The organism is Variovorax sp. OK605, from assembly GCF_900115445.1.
In the GTDB taxonomy this organism is placed as follows: Bacteria; Pseudomonadota; Gammaproteobacteria; order Burkholderiales; family Burkholderiaceae_C; genus Variovorax.
The window spans coordinates 285,173-303,779 of sequence record NZ_FOWL01000008.1 but is presented as its reverse complement, the minus strand read 5'-3'; the positions used below and the strand labels follow the sequence as shown (position 1 = coordinate 303,779).

Sequence of the window (18,607 nt, the reverse complement as noted above, 5' to 3'; positions counted from 1 at the left end):
ACTCGATAAGCACTCGATAGAGGCCTGACGAACACCTGACTCGGGTCCGGACTTTCACGGACCTGTCATGCGAAAGTAACAGCATGCGCGGTTTCTTACAAAGAACCACCGCGCACAATGAATTCGCACTTTTCGGCCCGCATTCCCTTCAAGCCCATGCTGCTCGCCAGCACCCTGTCGTTGCTGTTGGCCGCCTGCGGTGGTGGCGGCGGCAGCTCGGGCGGCTTCGGCTTCTTTCCGCCGGCCAGCTCCGCGCCGCCGCCGGTGGTGGTTGCGCAGCCTGAAGCGGAACCCGACCAGCTCGTGTCGAAGGCGCGCTTCACGCCCAACGCCGGCACCACCGAAGGCTCGTCGGACGCATCGACCGCCCTCGCGCTGCCGGGCGACTTCATGCTCGTGGCGGACGACGAGTCGAACGTGCTGCGCGTGTACCCGCGCGGCGGCGGTGCCGCGGTGAAGGAATGGAGCTACGAACTCGAGGGCCCCAAGCTCACCAAGGAACTCGACCTCGAGGCCGGCACGCGCATCGGCGACACGCTGTACTTCACGGGCTCCAACAGCAACAAGAAGGACGGCGCCGAGGCGGCGTCCGAGCGCTCGCACCTCTTCGCGGTGAAGGTCACCGGCACCGGCACGGCCACCGCCTTCAACTACGTGGGCAAGTTCTCGCTGCTCGAGGCGCAGCTCGTCGCCTGGGACAGCACCAACGCGCACGGCCTGGGCGCCAACCGCTTCGGCTTTGCCGTGTCGGCCGCGGCCGGCATCGCGCCCGAGCGCGTCGACGGCTTCTCCATCGAGGGCATGACCAGCTCGCCGGGCGACACCGCGCTGTGGCTGGGCTTTCGCGCGCCGCAGACGGGCACCTCGGTGCGCGCCAAGGCGCTGATCGTGCCGGTGCAGAACTACGCCGCGCTCATCGCGGGCACCGCCACGCAGGCCACCTTCGGCGCGGCCATCGAGCTGGAGCTGGGCGGGCGCGGCATCCGCTCGATCGACAAGGGCACCGACGGCAACTACCTGATCGTGGCCGGCCCGGCGGGTGCCAGCAGCCCCGACGTGGACCGCAACTTCGCGCTGTTCGCCTGGGACGGCAATGCCAACAGCGCACCGGTCGAGCTGTCGAACGACCTCGACCTGCTGCGCAAGGCGTCGGGCGGCAGCTTCGAGTCGACCGTCGAGGTGCCGGGCCCGGTCAAGGCCGGTACGCAGGTGCAGCTGCTGCTCGACAACGGCGACACCAAGTGGGACGGCGCCACCGCGTCGAAGGACCTGCCCGCCGCCGACCAGAAGTTCGACGGCTTCGTCGTTCGCCTGGGCTCGCCCTGGGTCGACACCACCGGACCGGTGCTCAAGAAGGCCCTGCCCGCGGCGGGCCGCGTGGGCGTCAACCTCGACACTTCGATCACCCTGTCGTTCAACGAGGCCGTGCGCCTGGGCTCCGGCAGCATCGCGCTGCACAAGGCCGACGGCAGCGTGGTCGAGACCTTCCACGGCAACAGCCCGGCTGCGCGCCTGCAGGTGGCCTTCAACAAGCTGACGCTGGTGCCCACGGCCAAGCTCGCGATGAGCACGGGCTACTACATCACGGTGGACGCCAGCGCCGTCACCGACGCGCGCGGCAACGCCTTCCAGGGCATTGCCGATGCCACGACGCTGAGCTTCACGAGCGCCGGCGTGCCCACCCCGCTGGTCGCGGGCGATCTGCTCTTCATGGCCGCCAACGCCGAGGCGCCCGACGCCTACGCCTTCGTGCTGCTGAAGGCCCTGAACGGCGGCACGCAAGTGCTCTTCACCGACCGCGACCGCAAGGCGGACCCGGACGAGTTCAAGGACATCACCAACGAAACGGCCTTCTTCTGGACTGCGGACCAGAACCTGCCGGCCGGCACCATCGTGACCATCCAGACCGACGTCACCGGCAATCCGGTCGCGGACAAGGGCTTCACGCTCGGCTCGCCCGGCGGCATCGGGAAGTCGGAAACCATCTATGCCATCGCGGGCGGCACCATCGCCGACCTGAGCGAAGGCAAGGCGGGCAAGATCACGGCGGTGGGCGACTACCTCGCGAGCATCACGCTGGGCGGCAACGCCGGCACCATTCCCGCGAGCATCACGGCGGCCGGCACGGCCTTCAGCTTCGTGGTTTCGCCTGCCAACCAGACCAACACGATCTACACCGGCTCGCTCGACCGCTCCGACCTCGCAGCCTTCGCGGCCCGCGTGAAGAACCCGGCGAACTGGGTCCAGCGCTATGCGCCGGCGGTCGGCTATCCGCTGACCAACGACAGCCTGTTCGGCGACAGGCTGCCCTGATCGCGCGGGGCTAGGAACGCAGCGCGGCTTGCCGGCCGCGCTGCATGTCGATCGGCAGCAGCAGCAAGAGACCCGCGACGAACAGCACCGCGGTCGAGAGGATCGCGATGCGCTGGTTGCCGCCGGTCATCCAGGTGATGGCACCGAAGCTCAGCGGGCCGATGATGCTGGCCAGCCGCGTGGCGAAGGTCCAGAGGCCGAAGAACTCCGCCAGCTGTTGCGGCGGCGCCAGGTAGCCCGTCATGGCGCGGCCCGCCGACTGGCTCGACCCCATCGCCAGCCCGGCGATGGCAGCGGCCCACCAGAAGCCGCCCTTGGTGCTCACCATGGCGGCGATCACGCAGACCGCGATCCAGGCGACCAGCGTGCCGGCCAGCGAGACCTTGTGGCCGATGCGGTCCTGCACGTAGCCGAAGCTGAACGCGCCCAGCGCCGCGGCGATGTTGAGCACGAAGATCAGCACCATCGTCTCGCTCGCGACGAAGCCGATCACCTGCTCCGCATAGATGGCCGCGAGCGTGATGGCCACCGCCACGCCGCCCTGGTAGAAGACCGTGCAGACCAGCAGCCACATGAAGTCGCGGTAGGCGCGTGCCTGCCGGTAGGTGGCGAGCAGCTGCTGCCACGCGCCGGCTTCGGTGCCCGCCGCCTGCGGCTTCGCACGCTCGGGCAACAGCGCGAACGTGGCGCAGGCCGCACCGCCGTAGATGACCGCCGTGATCAGCATGGTGACCGGCACGAAGTGCGCCGCCGGCAGCCCCTTCGATTGCGACCACAGCACGTAGGCCAGGCAAATGCCCAGCGCCAGCATGCCGCCGACATAGCCGAAGCTCCAGCCCCAGCCGCTCACCTTGCCCATGCCTTCGGCCGTGGCCAGCTCGGGCAGGAAGGCGCCCGTGAGCGACTCGCCGTAGGAATAGAAAGCGTTGGAGACGATGATCAGCGCCATCGCCAGGGCCACGCCGGAGGGGCCCGAGAAGCGCGGCGTCACGGCCAGCGCGGCGGTGGCCAGCACGCAGCCGACCGTTGCGAAGGCCAGCACGCGCTTCTTGGCCGCATGCTGGTCGGCCCAGGCGCCGATGGCGGGCATCGTGAGCATCACGATGGCGTAGGAGGTGCTGAGGGCGGCGGTCCACGCAAAGGCGGCCCACGGCGCGCCCTTGGCGATGCCGCCCACGAAGTAGGCGGCGAACACCGCGGTGATGACGACCGTGGTGTAGCCCGAGTTGGCGAAGTCGTACATCGCCCAACCGAACACTTCCCGCTTGCGCACGCCGGGGCGCAGCGCGGAGGCGGGAAACAGGGCCATGCGGCCTCTTTCTCGCGGGGGTGGAAGGGTCAGTGCAGGTGACGCGGACGGCGGCCGCCGCCATGGCCGCCACCGCTGCCGCCGGAACCACCCGTGCCGCGCGGGCGCTTGCCGATCTCCAGCGAGTTCACCAGCGCGTCGAAACGGTCGCTGAAGAGGCGATCGATCTCGGCGACCACGCCACCCAGCTCGGCGCCGTCGAAGTGGCGCTCCATGAGGTTCACGACGTCTTCCACCAGCAGGTCGCGCTGCACCTGCATGATCGCGGCGGGGTTGGGGCCGACGAACAGCATCAGGAAGTCGTCGCGCGACTCTTCTTCAGGGTCGCCCTCTTCCTCGTCGAAGTCGGTGTCGTAGAAGGTGACCTCGATGGCCGCGCCGCGGTCGGAGAGCTCGTTCAGGCCCATGCACATCTCGTCGAGCGCCTGGCGGAAGTCTTCGTCGCCCGGCACGGTCCAGCAGATCTGCAGCGTATGGTCCTTCTGCTCGAAACGGATGCCGGGTTCTTCTTCGTAGGTGCTCGTGGCGCCATCGGCCAGCGACTTGGCGCCGGCGTATTTCCACAGGGGACTGAGCGCCTCCTGGATCTGGTCGAAGGTCACATCGGACCGCAACGGCACATCGCCGTGCACATGAATTTCAAATGGAGCGTTGTAGCGAGGCATCGAATGCTCCCTTGTAAGTTTGGTACCCGGAACGGGGGTCGAACCCGTATGCCCCGATTAAGGAAGCGGCGGATTTTAAGTCCGATGTGTCTACCAATTTCACCATCCGGGCGTCAGGTTGAACATCGACGATAACCCAAACAAAACAAGCCCCGGCAACATGGGTTGGCGGGGCCTGGAAGTCGGGTCGAATCTAGTTGAACGAGAAGGTGGAGGCGCGACCCGGAGTCGAACCGGGCTAGACGGATTTGCAATCCGTTGCATAACCGCTTTGCTATCGCGCCACGCAAATACGAAATCGAACTAGCGAAAAAAAGGGAAGCTGACGCTTCCCTTTTTCAAAACTGGAGCGGGAAAAGAGTCTCGAACTCTCGACCTCAACCTTGGCAAGGTTGCGCTCTACCAACTGAGCTATTCCCGCGTTTCGAGCCTCGAATTATATACCAATATTTCGAGGCTTCACAAGTCTTGCGACTCGAATTCGATCAATGCTTGACCGAACCGCCCGCAGCCGGTGCGCCGGCACGCTGCTTGGCCAGTTCGGCCACGGCAGCAGCCGATGCGGCCACCTCTTCGTCGGACAGCGGCTCGGGCATTTTCTCCAGAGCGATCTCGAGCACCTTGTCGATCCACTTCACGGGCACGATCTCGAGGCCGTTCTTCACGTTCTCGGGAATGTCCTGCAGGTCCTTGGCGTTCTCTTCGGGAATCAGCACGGTCTTGATGCCGCCGCGCAGCGCGGCCAGCAGCTTTTCCTTCAGGCCGCCGATGGCCGTCACCTCGCCGCGCAGCGTGATCTCGCCGGTCATCGCAACGTCGCTGCGCACGGGGATGCCCGTGAGCGCCGACACGAAGGCCGTCGTCATCGCCGCGCCCGCGCTCGGGCCGTCCTTCGGCGTGGCGCCGTCGGGCACGTGGATGTGGATGTCGCGCTTCTCGAACACCTCGTCCTTGATGCCCAGGCGGCGCGAGCGGCTGCGCACCACGGTGCGCGCGGCCTCGACCGATTCCTTCATCACGTCGCCCAGCGAACCGGTGCGGCTGATCACGCCCTTGCCGGGCATGGTCACCGCCTCGATCGTCAGCAGATCGCCGCCGACCTCCGTCCACGCGAGACCGACCACCTGGCCGACCTGGTTCTGCTTCTCGGCGAGGCCGAAGCTGTACTTGCGCACGCCCAGGAAGTCGTTGAGGTTCTTGCCGTCGACCGTGACCTTCGGCGTGAGTTGCTTCAGCAGCAGGCCCTTCACCACCTTGCGGCAGATCTTGGACAGCTCGCGTTCCAGCGAACGCACACCCGCTTCACGCGTGTAGTAGCGCACGATGTCGCGCACGGCTTCTTCGGTGACGGCGAGTTCCTCGTCCTTCACGCCGTTGTTCTTCATCTGCTTGGGCAGCAGGTACTTGATCGCGATGTTGGTCTTCTCGTCCTCGGTGTAACCCGAGAGGCGGATGACTTCCATGCGGTCCAGCAGCGCCGGCGGAATGTTCATCGAATTCGAGGTGGCGACGAACATCACGTCGCTCAGGTCGAAGTCGACTTCCACGTAGTGGTCGCCGAAGGTGTGGTTCTGTTCCGGGTCGAGCACTTCGAGCAGCGCGCTCGATGGATCGCCACGGAAGTCGGTGCCCAGCTTGTCGATTTCGTCGAGCAGGAACAGCGGATTGCGCGTGCCGATCTTGCTCAGCCCCTGCAGCACCTTGCCCGGCAGCGCGCCGATGTAGGTGCGGCGATGGCCGCGGATCTCGGCTTCGTCGCGCATGCCGCCCAGCGCCATGCGGGTGTACTTGCGGCCGGTCGCCTTGGCGATCGACTGCCCCAGCGAGGTCTTGCCGACGCCCGGTGGGCCCACGAGGCACAGGATGGGTGCCTTCACCTTGTCGACACGTTGCTGCACCGCGAGATATTCAAGGATGCGGTCCTTGACCTTCTCGAGGCCGTAGTGGTCGGCATTGAGCACGGCTTCGGCATTCGCCAGGTCGTGCTTGATCTTGGTCTTCTTGCTCCACGGCAGGCCGATGAGCACGTCGATGTAGTTGCGCACCACGGTGGCTTCGGCCGACATGGGCGACATGAGCTTGAGCTTCTTGAGCTCGCCCTCGGCCTTCTTCAGGCCTTCCTTGGACATCTTGGCGAGCTTGATCTTCTTCTCGATCTCCTCGATGTCCGCGCCCTCTTCGCCTTCGCCGAGTTCCTTCTGGATGGCCTTGACCTGCTCGTTGAGATAGAAGTCGCGCTGGTTCTTTTCCATCTGGCGCTTCACGCGCCCGCGGATCTTCTTGTCGACGTTCAGGATGTCGACCTCGCGCTCGAGCTGGCCGAACAGGTTCTCCAGGCGTGCCTTGACGTCGTCGAGGTCGAGCACGGCCTGCTTGTTGTCGAGCTTGAGCGGCAGGTGCGCGGCGATGGTGTCCGCCAGGCGGCCCGGGTCGTCGATGCTCGAGATCGAGGTCAGGATCTCGGGCGGAATCTTCTTGTTCAGCTTGACGTACTGGTCGAACTGCTGCATCACGGCGCGGCGCAGTGCTTCGACCTCGGTGCCCTTCTCGCTGCCTTCGGACACCGCCACGGGCGTCACGTTGGCCGAGAAATGGGTCTCGCCGTCATCGATGCGGTTGACGCGCGCGCGCTGCTGGCCTTCGACCAGCACCTTCACGGTGCCGTCGGGCAGCTTGAGCATCTGCAGGATGGTCGAGACGCAGCCGACTTCGAACATGTCCTCGACCGAGGGCTCGTCCTTGGCGGCGGCCTTCTGGGCCACCAGCATGATGCGGCGTTCCGCTTCCATGGCCAGTTCGAGCGCCTTGATGCTCTTGGGACGACCCACGAACAGCGGGATCACCATGTGGGGAAACACCACGACGTCGCGCAGCGGCAGCAGCGGCAGGTCGAGTGCTTCGGGAGGCAATGGGGTGTGGCCAGACATGCAGATCCTTCGCGTCTTTGGCTTTAGGCCTTTTTCGCCGCTTCGCGGTACACGAGCAGCGGGGGCTTGTTTTCGTCGATGGTCGATTCCTCGACCACCACCTTGTCGACATTGGTCGCGTTCGGCAATTCGAACATGGTGTCGATCAGCGACTGTTCAAGGATGGAGCGCAGGCCGCGTGCGCCGGTCTTGCGGGCCAGCGCCTTGCGCGCGATCGCCTTGAGCGCCGCCGGGCGGATCTCGAGGTCCACGCCCTCCATCTGCAGCAGCTTAGTGAACTGCTTGACCACGGCGTTCTTCGGCTCGGTCAGGATCTGCACCAGTGCGTCCTCGCTGAGTTCGGCGAGCGAGGCGACCACGGGCATGCGGCCCACGAGTTCGGGGATCAGGCCGAACTTGATCAGGTCTTCGGGCTCGACTTCGCGGAACACCTCGGTGATGCTGCGTTGCGCCTTGCTCTTCACCGCGGCACCGAAGCCGATGCCCGAGGCCTCGGTGCGGTTTTCGATGACCTTTTCCAGGCCGGCGAACGCGCCGCCGCAGATGAACAGGATGTTGGTCGTGTCGATCTGCAGGAAGTCCTGGTTCGGGTGCTTGCGCCCGCCCTGGGGCGGCACGCTGGCCATGGTGCCTTCGATGAGCTTCAGCAGGGCCTGCTGCACGCCCTCGCCCGACACGTCGCGCGTGATCGAGGGGTTGTCGGACTTGCGCGAGATCTTGTCGATTTCGTCGATGTAGACGATGCCGCGCTGGGCCCGTTCCACCTCGTAGTTGCAGCTCTGCAGCAGCTTCTGGATGATGTTCTCGACGTCTTCGCCCACGTAGCCGGCTTCGGTCAGCGTGGTGGCGTCGGCCATCACGAACGGAACGTCGAGCATGCGCGCCAGCGTCTGCGCCAGCAGCGTCTTGCCCGAGCCCGTGGGGCCGATCAGCAGGATGTTGCTCTTGCTGAGCTCCACATCCTCGCCCTTGGCCTTTTCCTTGTGGCGAAGGCGCTTGTAGTGGTTGTAGACGGCCACCGACAACATGCGCTTGGCCGGCTCCTGGCCGATCACGTAGTTGTCGAGGTTGGTCTTGATCTCCAGCGGTGTCGGCAGGTCGCTGCGCGCATCGCGCGCTTCCTCGCCCGCGGGCAGCTCGTCGCGGATGATCTCGTTGCAGAGGTCGATGCACTCGTCGCAGATGAAGACCGAAGGGCCCGCGATCAGCTTCTTGACCTCATGCTGGCTCTTGCCGCAGAACGAGCAATAAAGCGTTTTTTCGCTGGAAGAGCCTTTTTTTTCGGCCATGGACTTTTGCCTCGTGACAGGGTGTGGACAATGATAACGAAAGAAAAACGGCGTTTCCCGTGTGGAAAACGCCGTTTTTTGCCATTTGGCGCCCTCAGCGCCAGGCGGCCTGGGCCGTGCCGGCTGCCTGGATGGCTTTAACCGCGCTTGGCCACGACCTGGTCGACCAGCCCGTAGTCCTTGGCTTCGTCGGCGGTCAGGAAGTAGTCGCGTTCGGTGTCCGACTTGACCTTTTCCAGCGGCTGGCCCGTGCGCTCGGCCAGGATGCGGTTCATCTGGTCCTTGGTGCGCAGGATGTCGCGCGCATGGATCTCGATGTCGGTGGCCTGGCCGCGTGCGCCGCCAAGCACCTGGTGGATCATGATCTTGGAGTTGGGCAGCGAGAAGCGCTTGCCCTTCTCACCGGCCGCCAGCAGGAAGGCGCCCATGCTGGCCGCGAAGCCCAGGCACATGGTCGACACGTCCGGCTTGATGAACTGCATGGTGTCGTAGATCGCCATGCCGGCGCTCACGCTGCCGCCGGGCGAGTTGATGTAGAACGAAATGTCCTTGTCCGGGTTCTCGCTCTCGAGGAACAGCAGCTGTGCCACCACGAGATTGGCCGTCTGGTCGTTGACCTCGCCCACCAGGAAAATGATGCGCTCCTTGAGGAGGCGCGAGTAGATGTCGTAAGACCGCTCGCCGCGGCCCGATTGCTCGATGACCATCGGAACCATGCCGAGGCCTTGAATTTCGTTTGCGATCATGAATTTTCTTTCCGGAAGATGAGGTCGTTCGCTGCTTGTTTGCACTGTACGCCTGAGTGAAATGGGGCTCGTGCCGCAAAGCACAAGCCCCATTGGCGTTGCGGGCAGCGACGGAAATCAGCCTTGCTGTTGCGCCATCAGCTCGTCGAACGACACCGACTTTTCGTTGACCTTGGCCTTGCCCAGGACGAAGTCGGTCACGTTGTTCTCGATGACCACGGCTTCGACTTCGGCCAGGCGGTTGTTGTCGCTGAAGTACCAGCGAACCACGTCGGCCGGCTTTTCGTAGCTGGCGGCCAGCTCGTCGATGTGGGCCTTGATCTGCTCGGGCTTGGCCTGCAGGTTGTTGGCACGCACCAGCTCGGCCACCACCAGGCCCAGGCGCACGCGGCGCTCGGCTTGCGGACGGAACACTTCGTCGGGGATCGGCGCCTTGTCGGCGTCCTTGATGCCGCGCTGCTTCAGCTCGGCACGGGCGCCTTCGACCATGCGGCTCACTTCGCTCTGCACGCTGGCGTTCGGCAGGTCGAGCTCGGCGTTGGCCACCAGCGCGTCCATCACGGCGTTCTTGTTGCGCGCCAGCAGGCGGAACTTCACTTCGCGCTCGAGGTTGCGCTTGATGTCGGCGCGCAGGCCTTCCACCGTGGCTTCGGCGATGCCGAGCGACTTGGCGAGCTGTTCGTTGACTTCGGGCAGGTGCGAAGCTTCGATCTTCTTCACGGTCACGAGGAAGTCGGCTTGCTTGCCGGCCACGTCCTTGCCGTGGTAGTCGGCCGGGAACGACAGCGGGAAGGTGCGGCTGTCGCCGGACTTCATGCCGCGCACGGCGTCTTCGAATTCCTTGAGCATCTGGCCTTCGCCGACGACGAACTGGAAGTCTTCGGCCTTGCCGCCCTGGAAGGGCTCGCCGTCGATCTTGCCTTCGAAGTCGACGGTCACGCGGTCGTCGTCCTGTGCCACGGCATCTTGTGCGCGTTGGGCGAAGGTACGGCGCTGCTTGCGCAGGATGTCCAGCGTCTTGTCGATGGCGTCGTCGCCCACTTCGGCCGACAGCTTCTCGACTTCAGCGGTCGACAGGTCGTTGATCTTGACTTCGGGGAACACTTCGAACACCGCGTCGAAGGCCAGTTCGCCTTCGGGCGACTCTTCCTTCTCGGTGATGCGGGGCTGGCCGGCCACGCGCAGCTTGGCTTCGTTGGCGGCTTGCGAGAAGGCTTCGCCGACCTTGTCGTTCATGACTTCGTAGTGCACCGAGTAGCCGTAGCGCTGGGCCACGACGTTCATCGGCACCTTGCCGGGACGGAAGCCGTCCATCTTGACGGTGCGCGCGAGCTTCTTGAGGCGCGAATCGACTTCGGACTGGATGGTGCCGACCGGCAGGGTCAGCGTGATCTTGCGTTCGAGCTTCTCGAGAGTTTCAACGGTCACGGTCATGATGTCTTCCTGGTAAGGGGGCTGGGTGCGCGGGGCCTGCATCGTTTTTTATCAATACAGATCAAGGACTTACACGCGCTAGCGGGATTTATGCGGAGGCACACACGTGCCGCCTGCAAAACTGGGCAACCCGCGATTCTAATCTGGCGGAAAAGCGGGTTTTCACGGGGCCCTGTCTCGCGGCGAACGACGGTCAGGTTTGGCCAATATTCCAGCCGTAAAGTCGGTTCCGATTCGTTCCTTCTTCGCAGGAACGCGCAGGAAAAACCATGCTTCAGCGACTCTTCACCGCCCTCGCCTTCACCCTTGTCATCGCATTCGGCATGCCCTCGTTGGCGCAAGCCGCCACCGACGCGCCGGCCTCGAAAGAACCCACCATCCAGCAGATCTACGAGGCCGCGAACGGCGGCCGGATGGCCGACGCCGACACCATGATCGCGAAGGTGCTGAAGGACCACCCCAACAGCGCGAAAGCGCATTTCGTGCAAGCTGAGCTGCTCGCGGCGCAAGGCAAGCTCGACGGCGCTCGGAGCGCATTGGCAGAAGCCAGAAAACTCGCACCCGACCTGTCTTTCGCCAAACCCGAAGCCGTCGAGCGGCTGACCCGCAAGCTCGACAAGCCCGCGGCCGCTGCGACCCGCACCGAGCCTTCACGCGCGAGCACGCCCGCACCCGCACCGCTGCAGACCGAGTCCAAGACCAGGACCGGGTCGACACCGTGGCTGCCCATCGCGTTGGTGGGGCTGCTGGCCGTGGGGTACCTGGCCTTCCGCCGCAAGGTGGCTGCGCCCGCAGCGCAAGCTTCGTCGTACGGCCCTGCACCAGGCGCGCAAGGTGGGCCCAGCGGACCAGGCAGCGGCTACGGCAGCTACGCGCCGGGCCGCAACTGGACACCCGCGGCCCCTCCCGCAGCGGCGCCCGGCATGGGCCTGGGCTCGGCGCTGGCCACCGGCGCGGCCGTGGGCGTCGGCGCGGTCGTGGCCCAGGAGGCCGTGCGTCACTGGATGAACAACAGGTCGGACACCACGGAGCGCAACGACACCTCCCACGTCGCCGACAGCGGCAACAGCGGCAACAACGAGATGGGCCGCAGCCTCTGGCCTTCCTCGTCATCCGCCTCCGATCAAGCGCCCGAGCGCATCGTCGACAACGACTTCGGCATCACCGACACGAGTTCGTGGGACGACGGCAGCAGCAGCGGTGGTGGTGGTGGCGACAACAGCGACTGGTAAAGCCCCGCCCAAAGAAAAAGAAAAGAAAAAGCCCCCGTCTCTTTCGAAACGGGGGCTTCGTCACTGCTCGATAGAACGGGCTACTTAGCAGGGCTGGTGCGCGGGGCCGGACTCGAACCGGCACGTTCTTGCGAACGTCAGGACCTAAACCTGGTGCGTCTACCAATTTCGCCACCCGCGCGATGCCAATCTTTCAGGTGAATGCAAAAGCGGACGGCCTCTTTGCGCCATGAAGTTGCATGGGCCAAAGACCATCCGCTTGAAATCGGTCAGCTTTCAATTTTAAACACTAATCGGGGCCGCTTCCGGACCGGGCAACGCCTTCGGTCGACTTGGCTCACCCGTTTCGCGTTTGACGCGGAAGGCCGCCGCGTACATCGCCGGCAAGGCCAGCAGCGTCAGCACGGTCGCCACGATCAGCCCGCCCATGATGGCCACGGCCATCGGACCCCAGAACACGCTGCGCGACAGCGGGATCATGGCCAGCACCGCCGCCGCGGCCGTCAGCACGATCGGGCGCAGCCGCCGCACCGCCGACTCCACGATCGCGTCCCACGCCGGCACGCCCGCCGCGCGGTCGAGCTCGATCTGGTCGATCAGGATCACCGCGTTGCGCTGGATCATGCCCATCAGCGCGATCACGCCCAGCAGCGCCACGAAGCCGAACGGCCGGTTCAACAGCAGCAGCGCACCGGCCACGCCGGCAATGCCCATCGGCCCGGTGATGAACACCAGCAGCGAGCGGCTGAAGCTGTGCAGCTGCAGCATCAGCAGCGTGAACACCAGGAACAGCATGATCGGCACGCCCGCCACGATCGAGGCCGAGCCCTTGCTGCTTTCCTCCACCGCGCCGGCCACCTCGATGCGGTAGCCGCCCTGCCCGGCCGCGGCCCAGCCGGCCTCCAGCTCGCGCAGCCTGGGCAGCAGCTGCGCCGTCACGGTCGCGCCCTGCAGGCCCTCGATGACGTCGCCCTGCACGGTGATGGCGTAGTCGCGGTTCTCGCGCCACATCACGCCCGGCTCCCAGGTGAACACCGGCTTGGCGATCTGCGTGAGCGGAATCGAACGGCCCGAGCTGGTCGGGATGTAGGCGTTGCCGATGTCCGAGATGGCCTGGCGCTCGTCGGGCGCCTGGCGCAGCACGATGTCGATCAGCTGGTCGTTCTCGCGGTACTGGCCCACGGTGGTGCCGCTGAACATGGTCTTGGACGCCTGTGCAATGGCCTGGCTGGTCACGCCCAGCGCGCGTGCCTTGGCCTGGTCGATCTCCAGGCGGATCACCTTCACCGACTCGTTCCAGTTGTCGTTCACGCCGCGCATGTTGGCGTTCTCGCGCAGCACGGCCTTCACCTCGTCGGCATGGCCGCGCAGCTGCGCCGGGTCGGTGCCGATCACGCGGAACTGCACCGGGTACGGCACCGGCGGCCCGTTGGGCAGCAGCTTGACGCGCCCGCGCACCTCGGGGAATTCCTGCGCCAGCACCTGCGGCAGCTTCAGGCGCAGCGTCTCGCGCACCTTCAGGTCCTTGGCCAGCACGATGAGCTGCGACACGTTGGTCTGCGGGAACACCTGGTCCAGCGGCAGGTAGAAGCGCGGCACGCCCGAGCCGATCCAGGTGCTGACCGTGTTCACGCCGGCCTCTTCCATGAAGCGCTTCTCCACGCGCTTGGCCACTTCTTCATTGGCCGCGAACGAGGTGCCTTCGGGGAACCAGATGTCCACCAGGATCTCGGGCCGGCTCGAGTCCGGGAAGAACTGCTGCTGCACCTTGCCCATGCCCACGATGCCCAGCGCGAAGATCAGCACGGTGGCGCCGATGGTCATCCAGCGGTGCTGCACGCACCAGTTCACGGTGCGGCGAAAGGCGTTGTAGAACGGCGTGTCGAACAGCTCGTGCGGGGGCGCATCGGGGTCGTGCGCCTTCACCTTCAGCAGCAGCGTGCCGAGGTAAGGCACGAAGTACACCGAGACGATCCACGACAGCACCAGCGCAATCACCGTCACCGCGAAGATCGCGAAGGTGTATTCGCCCGTCACCGACTTGGCCAGCCCGATCGGCAGGAAGCCCGCCGCCGTGATGAGCGTGCCCGTGAGCATCGGCTTGGCCGTCACGTCGTAGGCATAGGTGGCGGCGCGGGCCTTGTCGTAGCCCTCTTCCATCTTGCGCACCATCATCTCGACCGCAATGATCGCGTCGTCCACCAGCAGGCCCAGCGCGATGATGAGCGACCCCAGCGATATCTTGTGCAGCCCGATGCCGAAGTAGTTCATCGCCAGGAAGGTCACGGCCAGCACCAGCGGAATGGTGATGGCCACCACCAGCCCCGGGCGCATGTCGATGTACCAGCCGAAGCGCCCGCCCTTGTGCAGGCCCAGCGAGATGATGCTCACCGCCAGCACGATGGCCACGGCCTCGATCAGTACGCCCACGAACTCGTTGACCGAGCTGGCCACCGACACCGGCTGGTCCTGCACCTGCGCCAGCTTCACGCCGGCCGGCAGGCGCTGGTCGATGGTGGTCGTGGTGGCCTTCAGCGCCTTGCCCAGCGCGATGATGTCGCCGCCCTTGGCCATGGACACGCCCAGCGCGATCACTTCCTTGCCCTGGTGGTGCACCTTCACCGCCGGCGGGTCGACGTAGCCGCGGCGAATGTCCGCGATGTCGCCCAGCTTCAGCTGGTTGCCGGAGCTGCCGCGGATGGGCATGTCGCGCAGCTGGTCGACGCTGGTGAACTGGCCGGCCACGCGCACCTGCACCACGTCCTGCGGCGACTGGATGGTGCCGGCGCTCTCGATCGCGTTCTGCGAACCGAGCTGCGACAGCACCGCGTTGAAGTCGAGCCCCAGCTGCGCCAGGCGCTTCTGCGAGATCTCGATGTAGACCTTCTCGTCCTGCACGCCGAACTGATCGACCTTGGCCACGTCCTTCACGCGCAGCAGCTGCTGGCGCACGTCGTCGGCCAGCGTCTTCAGCTCGGCGTAGCTGAAGCCTTCGCTTTCCAGCGCGTAGATCACGCCATAGACGTCACCGAAGTCGTCATTGAAGTACGGGCCCTGCACGCCGGCGGGCAAGGTGGCGCGCATGTCGCCGATCTTCTTGCGCACCGTGTACCAGACGTTGGCCACCTCGGTGGACTTCGACGAGTCCTTGATGTTGAAGATGATCTGCGACTCGCCCGGCTTGGAGTAGCTGCGGATCTTGTCGGCGTACGGCGCTTCCTGCAGCGTGCGCTCGAGCTTGTCGGTGACCTGCTCGGCCACCTGCTGCGCGGTGGCGCCGGGCCAGTAGGTGCGCACCACCATCGCACGGAAGGTGAAGGGCGGGTCTTCGTCCTGGCCGAGCTGGAAGTACGCGAAGGCACCCAGCACCATCAGCACCACCATCAGGTAGCGCGTGAGGGGCGCGTGGTCCAGCGCCCATTTGGAGAGGTTGAAGCCCGAAGGCTTGTCGGAGGGATCTGCCGCGCCGCCGCTCATTTGCCGGCACCCGCTGCAATCTCCTTGTTCGTCGCGGCGACGGCGGTGACCGGCTGGGCCGAGTCCTTCGCGCTCGCATTGGCGGCGGCCGCGGCCGCCTCCTTCGACTGGTAGATGGTGACCTTCTGCCCCGGCTGCAGCACATGCACGCCCGCGGCCACGACCATCATGCCGGGCGCGATGCCCGAGGCGATCACGGCCTCGTTGCCGTCGGCGGTGGCCACCTGCACGGGCTGCGAGCGCACCGTCATGGTCGCCTTGTCGAGCACCCACACGGCCGAGCCCTTGCCTTCCTGGCGCAGTGCGCTGGTCGGCAGCTTCATCACCGCGGTGCTGGCGTGGGCCAGCGCCTGCGGACGCGCGTAGACGGTGGCGCCCAGCGGCGGCGAGGTGGCCGCGTCGATCGCGACCTTGACCGAGTACGTGCGCGTGACCGCGTCGGCACTGGCCGCCACTTCGCGCACCTGGCCCTGCAGCTCGTCGCCGCCCGACCAGCCGCGCACCGTGACGGGCGTGCCGGTCTTGATCAGCGTGGCGCGGTCTTCGGGCACCGCGAACACCACGTCGCGCGCGCCGTCCTGGGCGATGCGCACGACCGGCGTGCCGGCCTGCACCACCTGGCCGGGCTCGGCCTCGATGGCGGTGATGACGCCGGCCACGTCGGCCACCAGCGTCGTGTAGTTGGCCTGGTTGCCCTGCGAGGCGAGCTGCGCCTGCGCCTGTTCGAGCTGGGCCTGCGCGGCCTTCCAGGTGGTTTCGCGGCGCTCGAGTTCGGCGCCGCTGATGAAGTTCTGCTGGCGCAGCTCGGCGTAGCGCTTCAGGTCGGCGGCGGCCAGGTCACGGTTGGTGAGCGCGGCGGCCTGCTGGGCGCGCGCGGCTTCGGTGGCGAGCTTGTAGTCCTGCGGATCGAGCTGGGCCAGCACCTGGCCGGCCTGCACGCGCTGGCCGAGCTCGGCCTGGCGGCGCGTGATCTTGCCCGCCACGCGGAAGCCCAGGCGCGACTCGACACGCGCGCGCACCTCGGCCGAGAACTCGGGCTGGGCGTCGAATTCGCTGGTGCCCACGGTCACGAACTTGACCGCGCGAACGGGGTCCTCGGCCGCGGGTTTGGGCGAGCAGCCGGCCAGGAAAATGGCGGATACGGCTGGAAGAAGCAGCCATGCGGCGCTGCGGGCACGGGAACGGAGAACGGCGGAGGCGGTCATGAGACACCCTAAAAAGGACGAACCGGATCATTACTGACCCACTGGTTAGTAATCTAGGGTAAACGTTAAACACTGTCAATGACCCGCCGGTCACTAGGGCCGGTCCGGCCCGCCGAAACACCCCTGGATCAGGTGCGCTGGCCCATCTCCACCAGCCGGTTGTCGGGCAGTTCGAAGTAGTCCGACGCCCGCCCCGCGTTGCGCTGCAGCGAGCCGAACAGCGCCCGCCGGATCGGGTTCAGCCCCGGCAGGTTTTCCTCGCCCACCGAGGCGCGCGAGACGAAGTACGAGGTCTTCATCGAGTCGATGGCCAGCGTCTTCTGGTACGCCAGGATGCGGATGAACTCCGGCACGTCGGGCCGCTCCATGAAGCCGTGGCGCGCCGTGACCACCCAGATGCCTTCCATCAGCTGCTCGGCCTCGATGCGGATGCGCGCGTCCACGCGCGGCGTGTCGCAGGCCAGCACGCGCAGCACGATCACCTGCTCGTGCAGCACCTGGTTGTGCTTGAGGTTGTGCAGCAGCGCATGCGGCACCGCGGTGGCGTCGGGGTTCAGGAACACCGCCGTGCCGCTCACCCGGTGCGGCATGTGCTGCGCCAGCGACTCGATGAAGGGCCGCAGCGGCAGGCTCTCGGCCGCGGCGGCCTCCAGCCCGAGCCGGCGCCCCTTGGCCCAGGTGGTGAAGAGCACCATCACCCCCGCCGCCACGGCCAGCGTGAGCCAGCCGCCCTCGGCGATCTTCAGGCTGTTGGCGAGCACGAAGGTCAGGTCGACCACCGCGAAGGCGGCCACGCCGACCGCCACCGCCACCTTGTTCCAGCGCCACAGCCCCCAGGCCACGATGCCGGCCAGCAGCGTGGTCGTCACCATCGTGATCGACACCGCAATGCCGTACGCCGCCGACAGCGCGCCCGAGCTGCGAAAGCCCAGCACCAGCAGCAGCACGCCCACCATCAGCAGCCAGTTCACGGTCGGCACGTAGATCTGCCCGATGGCCGTGCCCGAGGTCTGGATCACCCGCATGCGCGGCAGGTAGCCCATGCGCATGGCGTGCGCCGTGAGCGAGAACGCACCCGAAATCACCGCCTGCGAGGCGATCACCGTCGCCATGGCGGCCAGCACCACCATCGGCAGCACGCCCCAGGACGGAAAGAGCCGGAAGAACGGGTTGTCGATGGCCGCCGGGTTGCCCAGCACCAGCGCACCCTGGCCGAAGTAATTCAGCACCAGCCCCGGCAGCGCGATGAAGAGCCACGCCAGGCGGATCGGCTTGGCCCCGAAGTGCCCCATGTCGGCATACAGCGCCTCGCCGCCCGTGAACGCCAGGAACACTGCGCCCAGCACCGCCAGCGACTGCGCCCGGTGCTCGAACAGGAAGCCCACCGCCCGGCGCGGGTCGAGCGCCACCAGCACCTGCGGCTGCTGCAGCACCTGCCACAGCCCGGCCACCGCCAGCACCAGGAACCACAGCAGCATGACGGGCCCGAACACCTTGCCGACCACGCCCGTGCCCTTCTTCTGCACCGCGAACAGCGCGATCAAGATCACCACGGTGATCGGCAGCACCGCGCGCTGCAACACCGGCGCCTGCACCTCCAGCCCCTCGACCGCCGACAGCACCGAGATGGCCGGCGTGATCAGGCTGTCGCCGTAGAACATGGCCGCGCCCACCAGGCCCAGCAGGCCGATCGCGTTCCAGACCCACGGCTTCGTCCTGGGCCCGGCCACCGCGCTGCGGGCCAGCGCCTGCAGCGCCAGGATGCCGCCTTCGCCGTCGTGGTCGGCGCGCAGCACGAACACCACATACTTCAGCGTCACCACGAACATCAGCCCCCAGAAGATCAGCGAGAGCAGCCCCAGCACCGAATCGGGCGAGAACGCAATGCCATGCTCGGGATTCATCGTCTCCTTGAAGGCATAGAGCGGCGACGTGCCGATGTCGCCGAACACCACGCCGAGCGCCGCGATCATGAGCGTGGGCCCCGCCGGGTGCGCCGCCTCGCCGTAC

The 18,607-nt window shown here is 66.3% G+C and carries 11 protein-coding genes and 4 tRNA genes; 2 read left to right on the top strand and 13 right to left on the bottom strand.

Features of this window, described 5'->3' with window-relative positions; all coding sequences use genetic code 11:
- Nucleotides 1-117 precede the first annotated feature (117 nt).
- Nucleotides 118-2,313 (top strand): Ig-like domain-containing domain, encoded by a 2,196-nt coding sequence (locus tag BM013_RS22235; RefSeq protein ID WP_093129811.1) that lies wholly within the window; start codon nucleotides 118-120, stop codon nucleotides 2,311-2,313.
- Between the two features lie 10 nt (nucleotides 2,314-2,323).
- On the opposite strand, the gene BM013_RS22230 is transcribed toward BM013_RS22235, so the two are convergent.
- The 9 genes from BM013_RS22230 to tig form a co-directional block, all read right to left on the bottom strand.
- Complete coding sequence (locus BM013_RS22230; protein ID WP_093129810.1) at nucleotides 2,324-3,622, bottom strand: MFS transporter; 1,299 nt, start codon at nucleotides 3,620-3,622, stop codon at nucleotides 2,324-2,326.
- Nucleotides 3,623-3,651: 29 nt separating this feature from the next.
- Nucleotides 3,652-4,287, bottom strand: a complete 636-nt coding sequence (locus BM013_RS22225) for a DUF6806 family protein (RefSeq protein ID WP_093129809.1) — start codon at nucleotides 4,285-4,287, stop codon at nucleotides 3,652-3,654.
- Nucleotides 4,288-4,307: 20 nt separating this feature from the next.
- Nucleotides 4,308-4,399, bottom strand: a tRNA-Leu gene (locus tag BM013_RS22220).
- 98 nt (nucleotides 4,400-4,497) lie between these two features.
- Nucleotides 4,498-4,571 (bottom strand) — tRNA-Cys (locus tag BM013_RS22215).
- A gap of 61 nt (nucleotides 4,572-4,632) precedes the next feature.
- Nucleotides 4,633-4,708 (bottom strand) — tRNA-Gly (locus BM013_RS22210).
- Nucleotides 4,709-4,772: 64 nt separating this feature from the next.
- Nucleotides 4,773-7,214: an endopeptidase La gene (lon, locus tag BM013_RS22205; protein WP_093129808.1), complete on the bottom strand. Its 2,442-nt coding sequence runs from the start codon at nucleotides 7,212-7,214 to the stop codon at nucleotides 4,773-4,775.
- Nucleotides 7,215-7,237: 23 nt separating this feature from the next.
- Nucleotides 7,238-8,503, bottom strand: coding sequence for an ATP-dependent Clp protease ATP-binding subunit ClpX (gene clpX, locus BM013_RS22200; protein ID WP_093129807.1), 1,266 nt, complete (start codon nucleotides 8,501-8,503; stop codon nucleotides 7,238-7,240).
- Between the two features lie 137 nt (nucleotides 8,504-8,640).
- Nucleotides 8,641-9,249 carry an ATP-dependent Clp endopeptidase proteolytic subunit ClpP gene (gene clpP, locus BM013_RS22195; protein ID WP_093129806.1) on the bottom strand — a complete coding sequence of 203 codons (609 nt, stop codon included), beginning with the start codon at nucleotides 9,247-9,249 and terminating at the stop codon, nucleotides 8,641-8,643.
- Between the two features lie 117 nt (nucleotides 9,250-9,366).
- The gene (gene tig / locus BM013_RS22190; RefSeq protein ID WP_093129805.1) at nucleotides 9,367-10,683 is read right to left on the bottom strand and encodes a trigger factor; all 1,317 of its coding nucleotides are present in this window, start codon (nucleotides 10,681-10,683) and stop codon (nucleotides 9,367-9,369) included.
- Nucleotides 10,684-10,952: 269 nt separating this feature from the next.
- Here tig and BM013_RS22185 point away from each other — a divergent pair, with 269 nt between their 5' ends.
- A complete protein-coding gene (locus BM013_RS22185; protein ID WP_093129804.1) occupies nucleotides 10,953-11,915 on the top strand; it encodes a hypothetical protein in 963 nt (320 codons plus the stop codon).
- Nucleotides 11,916-12,009: 94 nt separating this feature from the next.
- Here the strand turns inward: BM013_RS22185 and BM013_RS22180 are convergent.
- The 4 genes from BM013_RS22180 to BM013_RS22165 form a co-directional block, all read right to left on the bottom strand.
- A tRNA-Leu gene (locus tag BM013_RS22180) sits at nucleotides 12,010-12,096 on the bottom strand.
- 101 nt (nucleotides 12,097-12,197) lie between these two features.
- Nucleotides 12,198-15,392 (bottom strand): efflux RND transporter permease subunit, encoded by a 3,195-nt coding sequence (locus tag BM013_RS22175; protein ID WP_093129803.1) that lies wholly within the window; start codon nucleotides 15,390-15,392, stop codon nucleotides 12,198-12,200.
- Nucleotides 15,389-16,597: an efflux RND transporter periplasmic adaptor subunit gene (locus BM013_RS22170; RefSeq protein WP_093129802.1), complete on the bottom strand. Its 1,209-nt coding sequence runs from the start codon at nucleotides 16,595-16,597 to the stop codon at nucleotides 15,389-15,391. The genes BM013_RS22175 and BM013_RS22170 overlap by 4 nt, the downstream gene beginning before the upstream one ends.
- A 128-nt stretch (nucleotides 16,598-16,725) precedes the next feature.
- Nucleotides 16,726-18,570 (bottom strand): potassium transporter Kup, encoded by a 1,845-nt coding sequence (locus tag BM013_RS22165; RefSeq protein ID WP_093129801.1) that lies wholly within the window; start codon nucleotides 18,568-18,570, stop codon nucleotides 16,726-16,728.
- Nucleotides 18,571-18,607: the final 37 nt, after the last annotated feature.